At 54.3% G+C, this 19241-nt stretch carries 14 protein-coding genes, 1 tRNA gene and 1 other RNA gene; 6 read left to right on the forward strand and 10 right to left on the reverse strand.

Translation table 11 applies throughout. The features are described 5' to 3' along the window. Positions 1-119: 119 nt before the first annotated feature. From COO59_RS04485 to COO59_RS04500, 4 genes are all read left to right on the forward strand, one after another. Entirely contained in the window at positions 120-1493 is a 1374-nt protein-coding gene (locus COO59_RS04485; RefSeq protein WP_103058634.1) for an MATE family efflux transporter, read from the forward strand. Positions 1494-1631: 138 nt separating this feature from the next. Next, positions 1632-1708 (forward strand) — tRNA-Val (locus COO59_RS04490). Between the two features lie 587 nt (positions 1709-2295). Further along, the gene (pykF, locus tag COO59_RS04495; protein ID WP_103058635.1) at positions 2296-3708 is read left to right on the forward strand and encodes a pyruvate kinase PykF; all 1413 of its coding nucleotides are present in this window, start codon (positions 2296-2298) and stop codon (positions 3706-3708) included. Positions 3709-4009: 301 nt separating this feature from the next. Beyond that, the gene (locus tag COO59_RS04500; protein WP_002908860.1) at positions 4010-4246 is read left to right on the forward strand and encodes a major outer membrane lipoprotein; all 237 of its coding nucleotides are present in this window, start codon (positions 4010-4012) and stop codon (positions 4244-4246) included. Positions 4247-4327: 81 nt separating this feature from the next. Here the strand turns inward: COO59_RS04500 and COO59_RS04505 are convergent, their stop codons facing one another. The 9 genes from COO59_RS04505 to ydiJ form a co-directional block, all read right to left on the reverse strand. After that, complete coding sequence (locus COO59_RS04505) at positions 4328-5347, reverse strand: L,D-transpeptidase family protein (protein ID WP_103058636.1); 1020 nt, start codon at positions 5345-5347, stop codon at positions 4328-4330. Between the two features lie 67 nt (positions 5348-5414). Beyond that, complete coding sequence (gene sufE, locus COO59_RS04510) at positions 5415-5831, reverse strand: cysteine desulfuration protein SufE (RefSeq protein ID WP_103058637.1); 417 nt, start codon at positions 5829-5831, stop codon at positions 5415-5417. Between the two features lie 27 nt (positions 5832-5858). Beyond that, positions 5859-7082: a cysteine desulfurase SufS gene (gene sufS, locus COO59_RS04515; protein WP_103058638.1), complete on the reverse strand. Its 1224-nt coding sequence runs from the start codon at positions 7080-7082 to the stop codon at positions 5859-5861. Further along, positions 7079-8359 carry a Fe-S cluster assembly protein SufD gene (sufD, locus tag COO59_RS04520; RefSeq protein ID WP_103058639.1) on the reverse strand — a complete coding sequence of 427 codons (1281 nt, stop codon included), beginning with the start codon at positions 8357-8359 and terminating at the stop codon, positions 7079-7081. The genes sufS and sufD overlap by 4 nt, the downstream gene beginning before the upstream one ends. Beyond that, positions 8334-9080, reverse strand: a complete 747-nt coding sequence (gene sufC, locus COO59_RS04525) for a Fe-S cluster assembly ATPase SufC (RefSeq protein WP_103058640.1) — start codon at positions 9078-9080, stop codon at positions 8334-8336. Before sufC ends, sufD begins: the two co-directional genes overlap by 26 nt. A gap of 46 nt (positions 9081-9126) precedes the next feature. After that, a complete protein-coding gene (gene sufB, locus COO59_RS04530; RefSeq protein ID WP_103058641.1) occupies positions 9127-10623 on the reverse strand; it encodes a Fe-S cluster assembly protein SufB in 1497 nt (498 codons plus the stop codon). A 7-nt stretch (positions 10624-10630) separates the two neighbouring features. Continuing rightward, positions 10631-11005, reverse strand: coding sequence for a Fe-S cluster assembly scaffold SufA (gene sufA, locus COO59_RS04535; protein ID WP_103058642.1), 375 nt, complete (start codon positions 11003-11005; stop codon positions 10631-10633). Between the two features lie 414 nt (positions 11006-11419). Further along, positions 11420-11851, reverse strand: a complete 432-nt coding sequence (locus COO59_RS04540) for a hotdog fold thioesterase (protein ID WP_103058643.1) — start codon at positions 11849-11851, stop codon at positions 11420-11422. Beyond that, entirely contained in the window at positions 11851-14904 is a 3054-nt protein-coding gene (ydiJ, locus tag COO59_RS04545; protein WP_103058644.1) for a D-2-hydroxyglutarate dehydrogenase YdiJ, read from the reverse strand. Before ydiJ ends, COO59_RS04540 begins: the two co-directional genes overlap by 1 nt. Positions 14905-15122: 218 nt before the next feature. Between ydiJ and ydiK the strand changes: the two genes are divergently transcribed. After that, on the forward strand, positions 15123-16253 hold the full coding sequence (gene ydiK, locus COO59_RS04550) for an AI-2E family transporter YdiK (protein WP_103058645.1): 1131 nt from the start codon (positions 15123-15125) through the stop codon (positions 16251-16253). A gap of 245 nt (positions 16254-16498) precedes the next feature. Beyond that, positions 16499-16608: antisense sRNA RprA (rprA, locus tag COO59_RS04555), an RNA gene on the forward strand. A 68-nt stretch (positions 16609-16676) separates the two neighbouring features. Here the strand turns inward: rprA and ppsA are convergent. Continuing rightward, the gene (gene ppsA / locus COO59_RS04560) at positions 16677-19052 is read right to left on the reverse strand and encodes a phosphoenolpyruvate synthase (protein ID WP_103058646.1); all 2376 of its coding nucleotides are present in this window, start codon (positions 19050-19052) and stop codon (positions 16677-16679) included. Positions 19053-19241: the final 189 nt, after the last annotated feature.

Below are 19241 nucleotides of genomic sequence, written 5' to 3' on the forward strand. Positions count from 1 at the left end.
CTTCATAGTCTGATGTCGTTATGATTCTGCACCAGCGTTGTGCAACATTATCTATTCTTTATTATCTTCTCCCTCTGGGCGTTATTTATTCATTTCTCAAAACATAAAAAGGTGTATACGTGCAGAAGTATCTGACAGAAGCGCGTCAATTATTGGCTCTTGCCATTCCGGTTATTCTGGCGCAGGTCGCGCAAACGGCTATGGGCTTTGTCGATACCATTATGGCGGGCTCGGTTAGCGCGACGGATATGGCCGCCGTTGCGGTCGGTACCTCAATTTGGCTGCCCGCTATATTATTCGGTCACGGGCTTATTTTGGCCTTAACGCCGGTCGTGGCGCAGCTTAACGGCTCCGGACGTCGTGAGCGTATCGCCGGTCAGGTGCGTCAGGCTTACTGGCTGGCGGCGCTGGTCTCGGTGCTGATTATGATGGTGCTGTGGAACGCCGGTTATATGATCCACGCGATGCATGATATCGATCCGGCATTAGCCGATAAGGCGGTGGGCTATCTACGCGCGCTGCTGTGGGGCGCACCGGGCTATCTGTTTTTCCAGGTCGCCCGTAACCAGTGCGAAGGGCTGTCAAAAACCAAACCCGGCATGGTGATGGGCTTTATCGGTTTACTGGTTAATATTCCGGTTAATTACGTCTTTATTTATGGTCACCTGGGCATGCCTGCGTTAGGCGGCGTCGGCTGCGGCGTCGCGACGGCATCGGTGTACTGGGTGATTTTTATTATCATGCGGCTGTGGGTGCGACGAGCGCGCTCCATGCGCGATATTACCCTGCCCGGCTATTTCAGTCCGCCAGACTGGACGGTCCTGAAACGTTTAGTACGCCTTGGGCTGCCGGTAGCGCTGGCGCTGTTCTTTGAAGTCACCCTGTTCGCCGTGGTCGCCCTGCTGGTTTCTCCGCTGGGCATCGTTAATGTCGCCGGTCATCAGATTGCGCTTAACTTTAGTTCGCTGATGTTCGTCCTTCCGCTTTCGCTGGGCGTAGCGACGACGATTCGCGTCGGCTTCCGCCTTGGTCAGGGCTCGGTAGAGGCGGCAAAAGTCGCGGCCTGGACCGGTCAGGGCGTGGGCATCATGATGGCCGCCGCAACGGCGCTGTTTACGGTTAGCTTTCGGGAGCAGATCGCCCTGTTGTATAACGATAATCCGCAGGTCGTTGCGCTGGCCGCGCAGCTGATGATGCTGGCCGCCATTTACCAGTTTTCTGATTCCATCCAGGTGATCGGCAGCGGCATTCTGCGTGGTTATAAAGATACGCGTTCGATCTTCTTTATTACGCTGGTGGCTTACTGGGTGATTGGTTTACCCAGCGGCTATCTGCTGGCGCTAACCGATTGGGTGGTATCGCCAATGGGTCCGGCAGGATTCTGGTGCGGTTTTATCCTGGGGTTAACCTCAGCGGCGATAATGATGCTGTGGCGTATTCGTCGGCTGCAGAAATTACCGGCTGAACTGATCCTGAGCCGCGCGGCGCATTAAGGTAAAGGCCCGTCGCGTCTAAAAAAACGGCGGGTCGCGCAGTTGATGGGCAGTTGCGCAGAAAATTGTATGTTTCTGCTTGCCAGCGGTGAACAGTGTCGCTAATATTCGTCCCCGCCGTCACCCAAGACGGCAGATGCGTTCTTAGCTCAGTTGGTTAGAGCACCACCTTGACATGGTGGGGGTCGATGGTTCGAGTCCATTAGAACGCACCACTCTTCTTTTCCGTTTTACCCTTCTCTTTATTCTCCCCAACTAACGCCGTCATTCACGCTTATTTTTTATCTGCGCTACGCATAAAAAGGCCGCTATTTTCCGTCTGATTTATTCCTCGCAAAAATTCTTTTCAGAAGATTCTACAGCCATAAACCCGTACGTTATCAGAACTTTCCTGGTATACAGCCGGCGTTCTGTCTGGTTAAAAACGGCGAACCCGGCTGCGGGTTATATCTGGCGCAGGGGCTAAAAAGCGTTGCCGCAACGTGACTTTCCTTGATCCCACACCAGCTGTATCCACGCTTTTTGATTGGTTTTCGTATACTTAGCGTCTATAATATTGCCCGGTGTTTCACTTGAATGGTTTCAGCCAATTGACGTGCCCTTACCTACATTCACAACCAGTTGCGCAACTCGTCCACAGGGGCCACGGAACATCATCGCTCAACTTCCTCTGCACGCTTCATATCTGTCACCTATTCTTAGTTTGTATCGCAGTCCGCTCACTGAGCATGAATATTTCCCCGATGCACCGGGCATCGACCTCAAACCTTAATCATCCATCACAACTTACAGATAACTTGTCATGAAAAAGACCAAGATCGTTTGTACTATCGGCCCTAAAACTGAATCTGAAGAGATGCTGACCAACCTGCTGGAAGCGGGCATGAATGTTATGCGTCTGAATTTCTCTCACGGTGACTACGAAGAGCATGGTCGCCGTATCGCCAATATCCGCGCCGTTATGGAAAAAACCGGCCATCAGGCGGCTATCCTGCTGGATACCAAAGGCCCGGAAATCCGCACGATGAAGCTGGAAGGCGGTAACGATGTTTCGCTGAAAGCGGGTCAGACTTTCACCTTCACCACCGATCAGTCAGTAATTGGTAATAGCGAACGTGTTGCGGTGACCTACGCTGGCTTTGCTGCCGATCTGAAAATTGGCAATACCGTACTGGTTGACGATGGCTTGATCGGTATGGAAGTAACTGAAGTTACTGAAAGCAGCGTAGTTTGTACCGTGCTGAACAATGGCGATCTGGGTGAAAACAAAGGCGTTAACCTGCCGGGCGTTTCCATTCAGCTGCCTGCGCTGGCGGAAAAAGATAAGCGCGATCTGATTTTCGGTTGCGAACAGGGCGTGGATTTCGTGGCGGCCTCTTTTATTCGTAAGCGCTCAGACGTACTGGAAATTCGCGAGCATCTGAAAAAGCACGGCGGCGAGCATATCCAGATCATTTCCAAAATCGAAAACCAGGAAGGTCTCAATAATTTTGATGAGATCCTTGATGCTTCTGACGGCATCATGGTTGCCCGTGGCGACCTCGGCGTGGAAATTCCGGTTGAAGAAGTGATTTTCGCGCAGAAAATGATGATCAAAAAATGTAATAAAGCACGCAAAGTGGTGATTACCGCCACCCAGATGCTTGATTCCATGATCAAAAACCCGCGCCCTACCCGTGCGGAAGCCGGCGACGTCGCGAACGCCATTCTTGACGGTACGGATGCGGTAATGCTTTCTGGTGAAAGTGCCAAAGGTAAATACCCGCTGGAATCGGTACGCATCATGGCGACCATCTGCGAACGTACCGATCGCGTGATGAAATCGCGTATTGATACGCTGAACGACAACCGTAAGCTGCGTATCACCGAAGCCGTGTGCCGTGGTGCAGTAGAAACCGCCGAGAAGCTGGAAGCGCCGCTGATTGTGGTCGCGACCGAAGGCGGTAAATCAGCGAAGTCCGTGCGTAAATATTTCCCGGATGCCACTATTCTGGCGTTAACCACTAATGAAATTACCGCACGTCAGCTGCTGCTGAGCAAAGGCATTGAAGCGCGCGTGGTAAACGAAATTGCTTCTACTGATGATTTCTACCGTATTGGTAAAGAAATTGCGCTGGAAAGCGGTTACGGTCAGAAAGGCGATGTAGTGGTAATGGTATCCGGTGCCCTGGTGCCAAGCGGAACCACAAATACCGCGTCGGTTCATGTACTGTAAATAATTACAGCTCTGCTGATAAAAGCGCCGAACAGGCGCTTTTTTTTTATTTTGCCGTAACCGTTATTCCTAAAAATTCCAATTGAAAATAACAATAAAATCTGCCTTTCAGGCAAGATAAAATCAATTAAATCTGACTGTTTTGATTTATTTTTTGGCATTATTGCCCTAACAGATGTTTCTTTGAGCGAACGAACAAAATTAAGCATGTTCTCATCAAAAATTTATTCTCATACCAAAAAACTTTGTGTAATACTTGTAACGCTACATGGAGATTAACTCAATCTAGAGGGTATAAATAATGAATCGTACTAAACTGGTACTGGGCGCGGTAATTCTGGGTTCAACTCTGCTGGCTGGTTGCTCCAGCAACGCTAAAATCGACCAGCTGTCAAGCGACGTTCAGACTCTGAACGCGAAAGTTGACCAGCTGAGCAACGACGTGAACGCAATGCGTTCTGACGTACAGGCTGCTAAAGATGACGCAGCTCGTGCTAACCAGCGTCTGGACAACCAGGCTCATTCTTACCGTAAGTAAGAGTACTGGTGTAATAAAAATGGTGCCTGATGGGCACCATTTTTTTGTTCTTTTTTTGCTAAACGTCGCTGTAATCCTTTCTCAGCTTTTTCCCAACGTAGCGCTGTTATTTCCTGCCGCCTGCTCTTGCGCGCTTTCCAGCGCGTTCTGCGGCGCTATTTCGTCATTATTTACCGCTTCGCCCAGGTTAACCAGAACAGGCATGCCGGAACGTCGTTTTAGCGCCGCCTCAATTAATGCTTTATCGCTCTCCTTGTTGTTAATAAAGCGCTTCAGCACTTTGCTAAGCGGGAGCGGCATCGTTTGCGGATCATCCTGGTCATTATGGGATAGCGGCTGATGAACTTCGATATAGCGTTTACCGTCGGGCTCAATAGCGTACTTCACCGGCTGGTTGATAATTTGTACCCGCGTATCTTCCGGCACGCTGTTAAACAGTGCCGCAATATCATCAGGGCGCAGGCGAATACAGCCGGAGCTAACGCGCATGCCAATACCGAAATCGGCGTTAGTGCCGTGGATGAGGTAGTGGCCGCTGCCGTAGGCCAGACGCAGCGCAAACAGCCCCATCGGATTATCAGGCCCGGCGGGAAATACCGCCGGCAGCTTCACGCCTTCCTGCGCGTAGCGCTTGCGGATATTCGGGGTCGGCGTCCAGGTTGGATTAGGGATTTTTTGACTGATCTGGGTTACCACCGAAGGCGTCATAATCCCCTGCTGGCCGATGCCTATCGGATAGACGATCACCTTATTTTCCCCTTTCGGGTAGTAATAAAGGCGCAGCTCCGCCAGATTAACCACAATGCCCTCGCGTTTGGTATCAGGCAGCAGCATCTGTTGAGGAATGATGAGCTCGCTGTCTGCGGCGGGCAGCCAGGGATCGGTGCCGGGGTTAGCCTCCAGCATATTTAACAGGCCAATCTGATAGCGGGCGGCAATCGACTCCAGCGGACGCTTATCATTCGGCACCAGGGCCGTGCTGTTTTCGCCAATTAAGCGGCTATTTTCGGCAGGCAAAGGATATTCAGTGGCGCTGACCAGACGCGGTACTATGAGCGCGGCGCAAATTAACCAGCTGGCGAAAGGAAGGTGAACTTTCATGTAAGCTTCTCTCGTGATGAATAAAAAACACCCCGTTAACCGTAACGGGGCGCGAGAGAAGTGTAGCTTAGCAAAGCGTCTGCGCGCGGGTGCGGATAGTCCGAATCATCGCTTCCAGCCCCTGAGAACGGGACGGCGTGAGGTGCTGCGTTAACGCCAGCTGTTCAAACCAGGGACGCACATCAAATTCCACAATCTCCTGCGGCGTCATGCCCTGATAAAGACTAAATACAATCGCAATCAAGCCTTTAACGATGGCGGCATCGCTGTCGCCCAGCAGTTCGATGGTGCCGTCAGCGGCCTGTTGCATGACTATCCAGACCTGGCTCTGACAGCCGGAAACGCTGTATTCCGCCTGGTGAAAGGAATCAGACAATTCTGGCAGCCTTCCGCCCAGTTCAATTACGTACAGATACTTCTCTTCCCAGTTGGCGCAGCGGTTAAAATTGCGCACCAGCTTCTCTTTTTCTGGCAGTATCGCCATTCCTTCCTCCCTTGCCAGCCGGACGGCTTAGCCTCCCAGCAGGCGATGAATACGTGTCAGCCCGGCGGCAAGCCGATCGACCTCTTCTTCGCTATTATACATAGCGATCGATGCGCGACACATAGCGGGTACGCCGTAGTGTTTCATCAACGGCATCGCGCAGTGGTGACCGGTACGAATGGCAATCCCGTACCGATCGAGGAAGCTGCCGACATCATAGGCGTGATGGTTGCCCAGATTAAACGCGATCACGCCGGCACGCGCCTGCGGCCCATAAATTTTCAGGTCCGGCACCGAAGCGAGCTTATCCAGCGCGTAGCGCATCAGCAACTGCTCCCAGGCCTGAATATTATCCAGCCCCAGCGCTTCTACGTACGCCAGCGCGGCGCCCAGGCCGATAATACCGCCGGTATTGGGCGTTCCCGCTTCCAGGCTCCACGGCGCTTTGGCATAGGTGGTGCCTTCCGGCAGCACCACATGTTCAATCATCGAACCGCCGCCTTCCCACGGCGGCATCGCTGACAGCAACGCCTGGCGGCCATACAGAATGCCAGTGCCGGTCGGCCCATAGATTTTATGGCCGGAAAAAACGTAAAAATCGCAGCCAATATCCTGTACGTCTACCCGCTGATGCATAACGGCCTGCGCGCCGTCTACCAGCGTCACCACCCCTGCCGCCTTCGCCTGCGCGACCAGCGCTTTTACCGGATTAACGGTGCCCAACACGTTAGAAACGTGCGTAACGGCCAGCAGACGCGTTCTGCTATCGATAAGCGAAGCGAGCTGCATGCTATCCAGCTCCCCTTCCGTCGTCAGCGGCAGCACGCGGATGGTTGCGCCGGTACGGGCGGCGACCATCTGCCACGGCACGATATTCGCGTGATGTTCCATGGCGGTGATAATAATATTGTCGCCTGGCTGCAGCTGGCTGCCGCCCCAGCTGTTGGCCACCAGGTTAATGCCTTCGGTGGTGCCTTTAACGAAAACAATTTCTTCCGGCGAGGCGGCATTAAGAAAACGCGCCGCCTGGACACGCACGTTTTCCATATCCGTCGTGGCTGCGGCGCTGAGGGTGTGGATCCCCCGGTGAACCGCCGCATAGCCGTGCTGGTAAAAATGGCTTTCCGCGTTAATCACCGCCAGCGGTTTTTGCGCGCTGGCCGCGCTGTCAAGGTAGGCCAACGGCTGTCCGTTGACCTCGCGCGCCAGAATCGGGAAATCGGCCCTGACGCGTGCGAGATCAAAACTCATTGAATGCCTCCGGGAAAACGTTGCGCGATACGCTGCAGCACGCAGGCCTTCAGCGTTTCATCATCAATCGCTTCGGTCAGCTCTGCGGCAAAGGCGTAAACAATCATGCGCTGCGCCGCTTCTTCACTGATACCGCGCGCGCGCAGATAGAACATCTGCTCTTCGTCGATACGCCCTACCGTGGCGCCGTGGCTACATTTAACGTCATCAGCATAGATTTCCAGCTGTGGTTTGGTATCCACTTCCGCCAGACGCCCTAACAGCAAGTTGTTGTTGGTCATCTGACCATCGGTTTTAAGCGCGTGCTGTGCCACTTTAATCATGCCGTTAAACACCGCGCGTGCGCGATCGCGGACGATAGTTTTATGCAGCTGGCGGCTCTGGCAATAGCCTTTGTTGTGCTCAAGGTAAGTGCGGGTGTCGCATACCTCTTTATCTACCGGCAGCACCAGGCTGTTAATGACCAGGTTGCTGTTCTCACCGTTCAGCTGAGCACTGGTATTATGACGGCTCAGACCGGCGCCCAGCAGGAAGCTGTGGCTGCTGACGCGTGCGTCGCGTCCGGCCACGATATCGTTATGCGCAAAGTGGTAGCTATCGGCATTTTCAAACGAGAGCTTGGTATGGGTCAGCTGCGCATTGTCGCCGACCGTCATCGTCAGACGGGCGCCGGTAAAGTGCGGCTGCGCATTCAGGCTAACGTAATGTTCAATAACCTGCGCCTCGGCACCGTCTTCGATCTGCAGATGATGACGATAATGCACCGTATTCAGCTGCTGCTCCGCGCGTCCGCTGCTGATATGCAGCAAATAGAGCGGACGCCCGGCGGCTTTACCACGCGGCAGACGCAGCGTGGTCGCCTGTTCGGCGAGGCTTTCGGTCAGGTGCAAAAACACCTCCGGCTGAACAGGGGCGGTCAGGCTGCGTCTTTCCGTCGCGCTGGCCACCTGCACGTCAAAGCGATCGAACTGGGCGTCGCTCAGCACGGCATTAAAATGACCGTCAACGAACACCAGACGCACCGCATCCAGCGGCAGCGCCAGACGAGCGACATCCTCAGAGGTCAGCGCCGACGCTTCAGGCAGCACAAAGTGCTGGCTGAGCAGAGCGTCCAGCGGCGTATATTTCCAGTTTTCATGCTTGCGGGTCGGCAATCCGAGCCGCATCAGCTGCTGCCAGTGTTGCTGCGCCTGCAGTGAGCGCACGTCGCCGCGCGACTCAAACAGGTGGTGCCACTGCTGCAGCGCGTTTTCACTCCTGGTCGGTAAGCCAGCCATAGCCTTGCTCCTCCAGCTGTTTCACCAGCGTAAAGTCGCCAGATTTCACGAATTTGCCCTGATACAGCACATGCACGTAGTCCGGCTTGATATAGTCCAGAATGCGCTGATAGTGCGTCACAATGATAAAGGCGCGCTTGCCGTCACGCAGCGAGTTCACGCCGTTAGCGACAATTTTTAACGCATCAATATCCAGACCGGAGTCGGTTTCATCAAGAATGCACAGATCCGGCTCCAGCGCCGCCATCTGCAGAATATCGTTACGCTTCTTCTCGCCGCCGGAAAAGCCGACGTTAACCGAGCGGGTCAACAGATCTTCCGGCATTTTCAACAGGTCGATTTTCTCTTCGATAAAGTCCTGAAAGTCGAAACGGTCCAGCTCTTCCTGTTGACGGTATTTACGCACCGCGTTCACCGCCGTTTGCAGGAAAAACTGATTGCTGACGCCGGGGATCTCCACCGGATACTGGAAGGCCATAAAGATACCTTCGCCGGCGCGATCTTCCGGCGCCAGCTCCAGCAGATCTTTGCCTTTAAACGCCACCGAACCGCCAGACACTTCATACTCTTCGCGCCCCGCCAGCGTGGCGGAAAGCGTACTTTTACCGGAGCCGTTAGGCCCCATAATCGCATGGACTTCGCCCGGTTTTACTTCAAGATCCAGTCCGCGCAGGATGGCCTTATCTTCAATGCTTACCTGTAAATCTTTAATGCTTAACATGTTTTATCCTTCGCTTGCCGACAGGCAACGATGCATCGCGCTGGCATTAGCCAACGCTGTGTTCCAGACTAATGGCCAACAGCTTTTGCGCCTCAACGGCAAATTCCAGCGGCAGCTCAGAGAAGACATCTTTACAGAAGCCGTTAACGATCATAGAAATCGCATCTTCCTCGCTGATCCCACGCTGCAGGCAGTAGAACAGCTGGTCTTCGCCGATACGTGAGGTGGTCGCTTCATGCTCCAGCTGCGCGGTGTTGTTGCGCGTCTCAACATACGGGAAAGTATGCGCGCCGCAGTCAGGGCCAATCAGCATCGAATCGCACTGGGTAAAGTTACGCGCGTTAGTGGCCGTCGGCATAATCTTCACCAGGCCGCGATAGGTGTTCTGGCTTTTACCGGCGGAAATCCCTTTAGAGATAATGGTCGATTTGGTGTTTTTGCCGATATGAATCATTTTGGTGCCGGTATCCGCCTGCTGACGACCGCTGGTCAGGGCGACGGAATAAAACTCACCGATGGAGTTATCGCCGCGCAGGATAACGCTGGGGTATTTCCAGGTAATCGCGGAGCCGGTTTCCGATTGCGTCCAGGACATTTTGCTGCCCTCGCCTTCGCACAGCGCGCGCTTGGTCACGAAGTTCAGGATACCGCCTTCGCCTTCGCCGCCGGGGAACCAGTTCTGCACCGTGGAGTATTTCACCTCGGCGTTCTTGTGGATGATCACTTCCACCACGGCCGCATGCAGCTGATAGCTGTCACGTACCGGCGCGGAGCAGCCTTCGATATAGCTGACGTAGCTATCTTCATCGGCAACGAGGATGGTGCGCTCAAACTGTCCGGTTTTCGCCGCGTTGATGCGGAAATAGGTGGACAGCTCCATCGGGCAACGCACCCCTTTCGGGATATAGACGAAGGTGCCGTCTGAGGCGACGGCGGAGTTCAGCGCGGCAAAGAAATTATCGTTATGCGGAACCACGGTACCGAGATATTTCTTCACCAGCTCCGGATGTTCCTGAATAGCTTCGCCAAAGGAGCAGAAAATAATGCCCTGCTCCGCCAGTTTATGACGATAGGTCGTTGCCACCGATACCGAGTCAAAAATGGCGTCTACCGCCACCTCTTTCCCTTCACGCACCGGTACGCCGAGCTGTTCGAAGGCGTTTTCCACTTCCTGAGTCAGGTAGCTGCTGCCCGCCTGGCCGCCGGAGGATTGCAGCGCGCCCGGCTCTGACGCGCAGCTGTCATCGCAGTTGCCGCAGGAAGGGGCTGAGTAATAGCTGTAATCCTGATAGTCCAGCTTATCGTAATGGGCTTTCAGCCAGTGCGGCTCTTCCATCTGAAGCCAGGCTTCATAGGCTTTCAGTCGGAACTCCAGCATCCATTCCGGCTCGTTACGCTTGGCGGAAATCGCGCGCACCACCTCTTCGCTGATGCCGTGCGCCAGCTCATCGGTCTGCAGTTGGGTAAAGAAGCCTTCTTTATAGTTTTTGCGGCCACCTTCCCAGATTTGTACGTCATCTGATGCTTCACTGTTTCGGGACATAGCACTGTTACTCAACGCCAAAGCTCTCACCACAACCGCAGGCGTGTTGAGCTTTAGGATTATTAAATTTAAATACCTGATTCAGACCTTCGCGAACGAAATCCACCTGCGTACCGTCAATAAGGGGCATCGCCTGGAGCGGCACGTACAGCGTTGCGCCCTGATGAGTAAACAGCAGATCGTCCGCTACCGGCTCTTTCACCAGGTCCATGGTATAGCCGAAACCGGCGCAGCCGGACGACTTAACGCCCAGCCGGAGTCCTAAAACATGCGGATCGTTAGCGGCAAGCGCTTTGATTTGCTGCGCTGCGCTGTCAGTAAGGGTCAAACCCCTCCAGCTAAAATCATCTGGAGAGAAAGAAGCCGGATTTGCAGATTGCATTGTTTATTACCTCGCGATGCGATGCCTTACAGGCTTATCCCACTATGTTAGTGATAATGATAATTGCTTCAACCTCTTGTTTTGCAGGGATAAGCGCAAAATACGGTTTTAGAACCTGTTAACTAAGGATAGTCTCTGCCAGGCTGGATTGCGCTGACCATCATGGCGGGCATTTTCGCCGGGAATAATAGTTTAAAATCAAACGGTTAAAAAGTGCTACCTGAGTTAACCCGCAGCATCAGCTATTTTACGCTGATATAAGAAGGTTGGGATTGCTATCGCCGATTTTATCAACAGGCCGCATTAATCGATAAATTATTCCGCCGCGCCATTGCAACCTGACGCGACTTTATTGTGATAATGATTATCATTAATACATATCAGGTGAAGCATGCCGGCCGGATCTGGTAAGGCTCAGCGCCTGGCCGCGCCGGACCTTACCGAGGTGGTCAGCCGCGAGCTGCAGCAAAGACGATTTTCGCCATCATAAATCTCTATCTGCCAGACCTGATGCGTGCCTCCAAGATGCAGCGGCCGACAGCGGCCCCGCACCTCGCCTTCCCGTACCGCGCGCAGATGGTTGGCATTGATCTCCAGGCCAACCAGCATCTCATCATCCTGCGTGCAGAGATAACCTGCCATCGAGCCTAAGGTTTCCGCCAGCACGGCGGACGCGCCGCCGTGTAGCAGACCAAACGGCTGGCGCGTCCGCGCATCGACCGGCATTGTGGCTTCCAGCCCATCATCATGCAGCGCCGTAAAGCGGATGCCCAGATGTTCTACCATACAGCCGACGCCGCGCGCATTTATCTCCGCCAGGGTAACCTGTCGCTTCCAGATCGCCATTACATGAGCTCCAACAGCGCCTGCAGCGGATGGCGCATCCCGGAGCCTTCGATACGCTTAACCTGGCTGCGGCAGGAGTAGCCGGTGGCCAGGCAGCGCTGACGCGGCAGTTTTTGTAACTGCGGATGCCAGGAGAGCTCATAAATCCCCAGCGAATTATCCAGATTTTTCGCCTCATGTCCGTACGTTCCCGCCATGCCGCAGCAGCCCACGTTGATATTTTCCAGCCGCGCGCCAAAACGCGCAAAAATGGCGGCCCATTGTTCGGGCGTGGCGGGCAGCGTAGTAACCTCCGTACAGTGGGCAAACAGATACCAGGCTTCCCCGGTCTGCGGCTGTATCGCGCGTGGCGACAGCGCCTGATGCAGCCATTCATGCACCAGCTGAACGTGGAAATCGCCGCGTTTATCGCCCAGCGTCTGCTGATATTCATCGCGATAGCACAGCACCAGCGCCGGATCGACGCCCACCAGCGGCATCCCCAGCTGCGCCAGCCGGTTAAGGAAATCTGCGGTTTTTTGCGCGGTGCGGGCAAAGCGTTTCAGGAAGCCTTTAATATGCTGCGCTTTACCATTAGGCGAAAACGGCAGCAGTACCGGCTGATACCCCAGCTTTTCAATCAGGCGCACAAAGTCCGCCACCAGCTGCGCTTCGTAATAGCTGGTAAAGGGATCCTGTACCACCAGCACCGTTTTTTCCCGCTGGGCGGCGTCAAGTTTCTCCAGCTGTTCCAGCGTCGTTGTCGCCGCCGTATGGCCCGCCAGCTGCTGTTTTAGCGTGGGCGAAGAGAGCAGCGGCAGATCAACCATACCGATATGGCGCTGGCTCAGGGTGCGCAGCCAGGGCTGCCGCAGGAAGAAATTAAAGGTGCGCGGCGCGCGCGCCATCACCGGCGCATAGCTTTCTACCGCCGCCACCAGGTGATCGCTGAGCGGGCGCAGGTAACGCGTATGATAAAGCTGCAGGAAACGCGATCGGAACGCCGGAACATCAATTTTAATCGGGCACTGCGTGGAACAGGCTTTACAGGCGAGACAGCCGGACATCGCCTCTTTTACCTCATGCGAAAAGTCATATTCGCCTTTGCGCGCATACCAGCTGTTGCGGGTTCGGGTGATTAAACCACGCAGGCTAATGGCGGATTCCGGGATCTGCTGCTCCAGCGTCAGCGGATCGACGCCTTTCTCCGCCAGCAAACGCAGCCATTCGCGCGTCAGCGTGGCGCGCCCCTTAGGCGAATGAATACGGTTGTGGGTAATTTTCATCGATGGGCACATCGGGCTGCGCACGTCAAAATTAAAGCACAGGCCGTTACCGTTGCACTCCAGCGCGCCGCGCCACTCATTACGTACGACGAGCGGGATCTGGCGGTCATAATAGCCGCGCTTCACGCCATCGATCTGCATCATCGGATCATCGACGCCGAACGGCGTACAGATCTTGCCGGGGTTAAGCCGGTTCGCAGGATCGAAGGCCGCCTTGATACGGCGCAGTTCTTCATACAGCACTTCGCCAAAAAAGGCCGGACTGTACTGCGCCCGGAACCCTTTCCCATGTTCGCCCCACAGTAGCCCACCGTAACGCGCCGTCAGCGCGACCACTTCATCGGAGATCTGCTTCATCAGCATCTCCTGCTGCGGATCGCACATATCCAGCGCCGGGCGCACGTGCAGCACGCCGGCATCAACATGACCAAACATGCCGTAATTCAGGCCGTGGTTATCCAGCAGCGCGCGAAATTCGGTAATATAGTCCGCCAGATGTTCCGGCGGCACTGCGGTATCCTCCACAAAGGGAATCGGCTTGGCGCGACCTTTGGCATTCCCCAGCAGGCCTACGGCTTTTTTACGCATATTGTAGATGCGCTCTATCGCATCAATATCGTTACACAGCTGATAGCCGATCACGCCGCCCTGCTGCTGCGCCATCAGCGCATCGAGACGCTGGCACAGGGAAGCGACCTGGTTTTCGATCAGTTGACGATCGTCTCCGGCGAACTCGACGATATTAATACCCAGCATCTCTTTGCCCGGCACATCGGTAATTAACTCGCGCACCGAATGCCAGACAATATCCTCACGCGCCAGATTCAGCACCTTTGAATCAACCGTTTCTACCGACAGCGCTTTGGCTTCCACCATTAACGGTGCGTTACGCAGCGCCGAATCAAATGAGTCATATTTGATATTCACTAAACGGCGTACCGCAGGCAGCGGCGTAATATTCAGCTGCGCTTCGCTGATAAAGGCCAGCGTGCCTTCCGCCCCGCACAGAATGCGCGTTAGATCGAACGTTTGCAGATCGTCGCTTAGCACGTGACGTAAATCGTAGCCGGTAAGGAAGCGGTTCAGCGGTGGAAATTTTTCAGTAATCCGATCGCGCTGCTGGCGGCAGCGTGACAGCACGGTGTGATAGATACATCCTTCCGGCGTCTGCCCGGCGGCCAGCTGCTCCGCCAGCGCGACCGGCATGGCGCGGGTATCGATAATATCGCCGCCCAACACCACCGCCCGCAGCCCCAGCACATGATCGGAGGTTTTGCCATACACCAGCGAGCCCTGACCGGAAGCATCGGTATTAATCATGCCGCCCAGCGTGGCGCGGTTGCTGGTTGACAGCTCCGGTGAGAAAAAATAGCCGTAAGGCTTAAGAAAGGCATTGAGCTGATCTTTTATCACGCCCGCTTCAACCCGCACCCAGCCCTGCTCCGGGTTAATTTCCAGGATACGGTTCATATAGCGCGACATATCGACCACGATGCCCTGATTAAGCGACTGCCCGTTAGTGCCGGTGCCGCCGCCGCGCGGGGTAAAGATCAGACGGGCAAACTGCGGCATCGCCGCGACTCTGGCCAGCAGAGCGACATCGGCCGTTGAGCGTGGGAAAAGCACCGCATCCGGCAACAGCTGATAAATGCTGTTATCGGTCGACATGGTAAGACGATCGGCATAACTGGTAGCCGTATCGCCGGTAAATCCTTGTTGTTTAAGCGTGTCCAAAAATGAAAGCACCAGCTGCACAAGGCCTGGCGCCTGAGAAATCTGTGGGATCATTATCGGGTAACCAAATGTTGTGTATCGTTTGCGCTTGCTGTTTTATCTGCGAAATCTCGTTGTATCACATTTTTTTATGGCCCGCTGTTTTTTCAGGAAAGGTAAAAACTTCCGTTGCTTAACCCTGTCGCAACGTAAAGGAATCGCGCATTATTATGTGATGAGCGGCAACGGGCTGCTCATAATCGCAAGGCGCAAATTAAGGATCTTTTTTTCGTATGAGAAAACTGCGACAGGATATGGACTTAACCCAAATTCTATTCTCTTTGATGTTCATCCTGCTGATGATTGTTGCCTGCTTCTGGGTGGTGCAGCCATTCATTTTGGGATTTGCCTGGGCAGCCATGGTTGTTATTGCCACCTGGCCGCTAATGCTTAAGCTACAGGCTTTGCTTTGGGGACGGCGTACGCTGGCGATTATCGCCATGACGCTTATCCTGCTACTGCTGTTTATTATTCCCGTCGCGCTGCTGGTGAACAGCCTGATCAATAATATCGGGCCGGTGGTTGCCTGGGCGACATCAGGGAATCTTCATCCGCCGCTGCTGAGCTGGCTGAATGAGATCCCTCTGGTCGGCACGAAGCTGTACAGCAGCTATCACCTGCTGCTGGACGGCGGCGGCAGCGCCCTCATGGCGAAAGTACAGCCTTATGTCGGACGCACTACCGGCTTTTTTGTCGCCCAGGCGGGCCATTTCGGGCGTTTTCTGCTGCATCTGGGCCTGATGCTGCTATTCAGCGTGCTGCTTTACTGGCGCGGCGAACAGGTTGGCGATGGCATTCGCCACTTTGCCTTCCGCCTGGCGGGACGTCGGGGCGATGCGTCGGTGCTGCTTGCCGGGCAGGCGATCCGCGCGGTGGCGCTGGGCGTGGTAGTCACCGCGCTGGTGCAGGGCGTCCTGGGCGGGATTGGCCTGGCCGTGGCCGGCATCCCTTATGCCACGCTGTTGACGGTGCTGATGATTCTGTTCTGTCTGGTGCAGGCGGGTCCGTTACCGGTGTTGATCCCGGCGGTTATCTGGCTTTACTGGAGCGGCGATACTACGTGGGGCACGGTGCTGCTGATATGGAGCTGCGTTGTCGGTACGCTGGATAACGTGCTGCGTCCGATGCTGATTCGTATGGGCGCCGATTTACCGATGATTTTGATTCTCTCCGGGGTAATCGGCGGCCTGATGGCTTTTGGCATGATTGGTCTGTTTATTGGGCCGGTGATGCTGGCGGTCTCCTATCGTCTGGTTGCAGTTTGGGTGCATGAGGCGCCGATGCCGGCAGAAGATCCTGAAGATGTCGTTGAGGAACTGGCCGAACATGAAGAAGAAGTGAAGCAAGATACAGACTCCCGGTAACCCCTCCAGCCGGACAGTACGCGCTGTCCGGCGCATTTCCGTTCTGTCCGCCCGCCGAAATTTCATTAATATTGCTTAACTTTTCTTACCATTACCTCTTTTGCGGTGATGCCAGCGCGAAACTGATTACCAGTGGCACAGTTTTCGGGCCTTAATAGCCTGAACAGGCGCACAAAATATAACGAACGATTAACTAATAAGAGGATTCTTAAAGACTGGCAAGCCGTAGCTGAATACTATGAGTGCCATGTTTAGGATCAAACCTATGATTTTTAAACAACCTTTTTCCCCTGAGTAAAGTGAAGAATTGCTGTGTGTAGTCTTTGCCCATCCCATGTGATGGGCTTTTTTTTTGCCCTTTTGCCCAGTAAAAAGGCCGGAAATTCCGGCCTTTATAGATAAGTAACATTATTAAGGGATCTTTTACTTTATCTCAGCAAGACTGAGCCAGGTCTGCACTACCGTATCAGGATTAAGCGACAGGCTGTCGATGCCTTCTTCCATCAGCCAGGCGGCAAAGTCCTGATGGTCGGACGGTCCCTGACCACAAATGCCAACGTATTTACCCTGCTTTTTGGCGGCGCGGATAGCCATCGACAGCAGCGCTTTAACCGCCTCGTTACGCTCGTCAAACAGTTCAGAAACCACGCCGGAGTCGCGATCCAGCCCCAGCGCCAGCTGCGTCATATCATTTGAGCCGATAGAGAAGCCGTCAAAGTGTTCAAGGAATTGCTCCGCCAGCAGCGCGTTGGACGGAATTTCACACATCATAATCACCTTGAGGCCATTCTCGCCGCGCTTCAGACCCTGCCGCGCCAGTTCCTCAATCACCGCTTCGGCCTGCGCCACGGTACGCACAAAAGGAATCATAATTTCGACGTTGGTCAGCCCCATCTCATTGCGCACGCGCTTCACGGCTTCGCATTCCAGCGCAAAGCAGTCGCGGAAGCGATCCGCCACGTAGCGTCCGGCACCACGGAAGCCCAGCATCGGGTTTTCCTCTTCCGGTTCATAGCGCTCGCCGCCGACCAGATTGGCGTATTCGTTAGACTTAAAGTCCGACAGGCGCACAATCACGCGCTTCGGCGCAAAGGCCGCGCCCAGCGTGGCGATCCCTTCCGTCAGACGTCCAATGTAGAACTCCACCGGATCGTCAAAGCCTTTCATTAATTCACGGATTTTCTGCTGCAGCTCCGGCGTCTGCTGATCGAACTCCAGCAACGCTTTTGGATGCACACCAATCATGCGGTTAATGATAAATTCCAGACGCGCCAGGCCGACGCCTTCGTTAGGCAGGCAGGCAAAATCAAACGCCCGGTCCGGGTTGCCCACGTTCATCATGATTTTAAGCGGCAGCTCAGGCATTTTATCCACCTGCGAACTTTTTACTTCAAAGTCGAGCAGATCGTCGTAGACGTAGCCGGTATCGCCTTCGGCGCAGGAAACCGTCACTTTATGACCATCCTTCAGCCGATCGGTGGCGTCGCCGCAGCCGACTACCGCCGGGATGCCCAGCTCACGAGCGATAATCGCCGCATGACAGGTACGCCCGCCACGGTTAGTCACGATCGCCGCCGCTTTTTTCATAATCGGTTCCCAGTCCGGGTCGGTCATATCGGTGACCAGCACATCGCCCTTCTGGATACGGTTCATTTCGCTAATATCGTGGATGACCTTCACTTCGCCTGCGCCAATACGATGGCCAATTGCGCGTCCTTCGACCACAATCTTGCCTTTGCCCTGCAGCGTGTAACGCTCCATCACCTGCCCGTTAGAGCGCACGGTTTCCGGGCGCGCCTGAACGATATACAGCTTGCCGGTATGGCCATCTTTCGCCCACTCAATATCCATTGGACGCTTATAGTGTTTTTCAATTTGCAGCGCCTGATGCGCCAGCGCCTGCACCTCATCATCGCTGAGGCAAAAACGATCGCGATCCTGCTGCGGTACGTCTTCAATTTTTACCTGCTCGCCATGCGCCTGCGAATCGGCATAAATCATGCGGATTTTCTTCGAACCCATATTGCGGCGTACAATGGCAGGTCGGCTGGCCTGTAACGTCGGCTTATGTACGTAGAATTCATCCGGGTTAACCGCGCCCTGCACCACCATTTCGCCCAGCCCCCAGGCGGCGGTAATAAACACGACCTGATCAAAGCCCGATTCGGTATCAATGGTAAACATTACGCCGGAAGCGGCCTCATCGGAGCGCACCATGCGCTGCACGCCAGCGGAGAGCGCCACGCCACGATGATCGTAGCCCTGATGCACGCGATAGGAGATAGCGCGGTCGTTAAATAGCGAAGCATAAACATGTTTTACCGCGACCATAACAGCATCGAAGCCCTGCACGTTAAGGAAGGTTTCCTGCTGACCGGCGAACGACGCATCCGGCATATCTTCAGCCGTCGCCGAGGATCGCACGGCAAAAGAGGCCTCTTCATCATCGGCTGACAGCTGCTGATAAGCCTCGCGTATGGCCTCTTCCAGCGCCGGCTGGAAAGGTGTTTCTACAATCCACTGGCGGATCTGCTTACCCGCTTTAGCAAGTTCATCCACATCATCAATGTCGGTTTCATCCAGCAACGCATAAATACGCTGGTTAACGCCGCTCTGATCGAGAAATTGATTGAAAGCTTCCGAGGTGGTCGCAAAACCGTCAGGAACGGATACGCCAAGCGACGACAGGTTAGTAATCATTTCACCGAGAGAGGCATTTTTTCCTCCCACGCGATCAACATCGTTCATGCCTAACTGGCTATACCAGAGCACTAGCGGCATTTCGCCTTGATTGAACATTGGGACAATCCTTTTATGATAAATTTGAGGGGCACACGGAAAAATTGCGCTTATGACGCTTATTCAGCCTGGCACAAGAGAATGTAAAAGCGAAAGTGTTGAATCGTTAAAGCAGCGCAAAAAAAAGGTTTTAAGAAAACTCCGGCTATAATAAGGCGTTTGCGCAACAAAATTATTTTTTAATAAAAG

Source organism: Mixta theicola, assembly GCF_002895925.1.
In the GTDB taxonomy this organism is placed as follows: domain Bacteria; phylum Pseudomonadota; class Gammaproteobacteria; order Enterobacterales; family Enterobacteriaceae; genus Mixta; species Mixta theicola.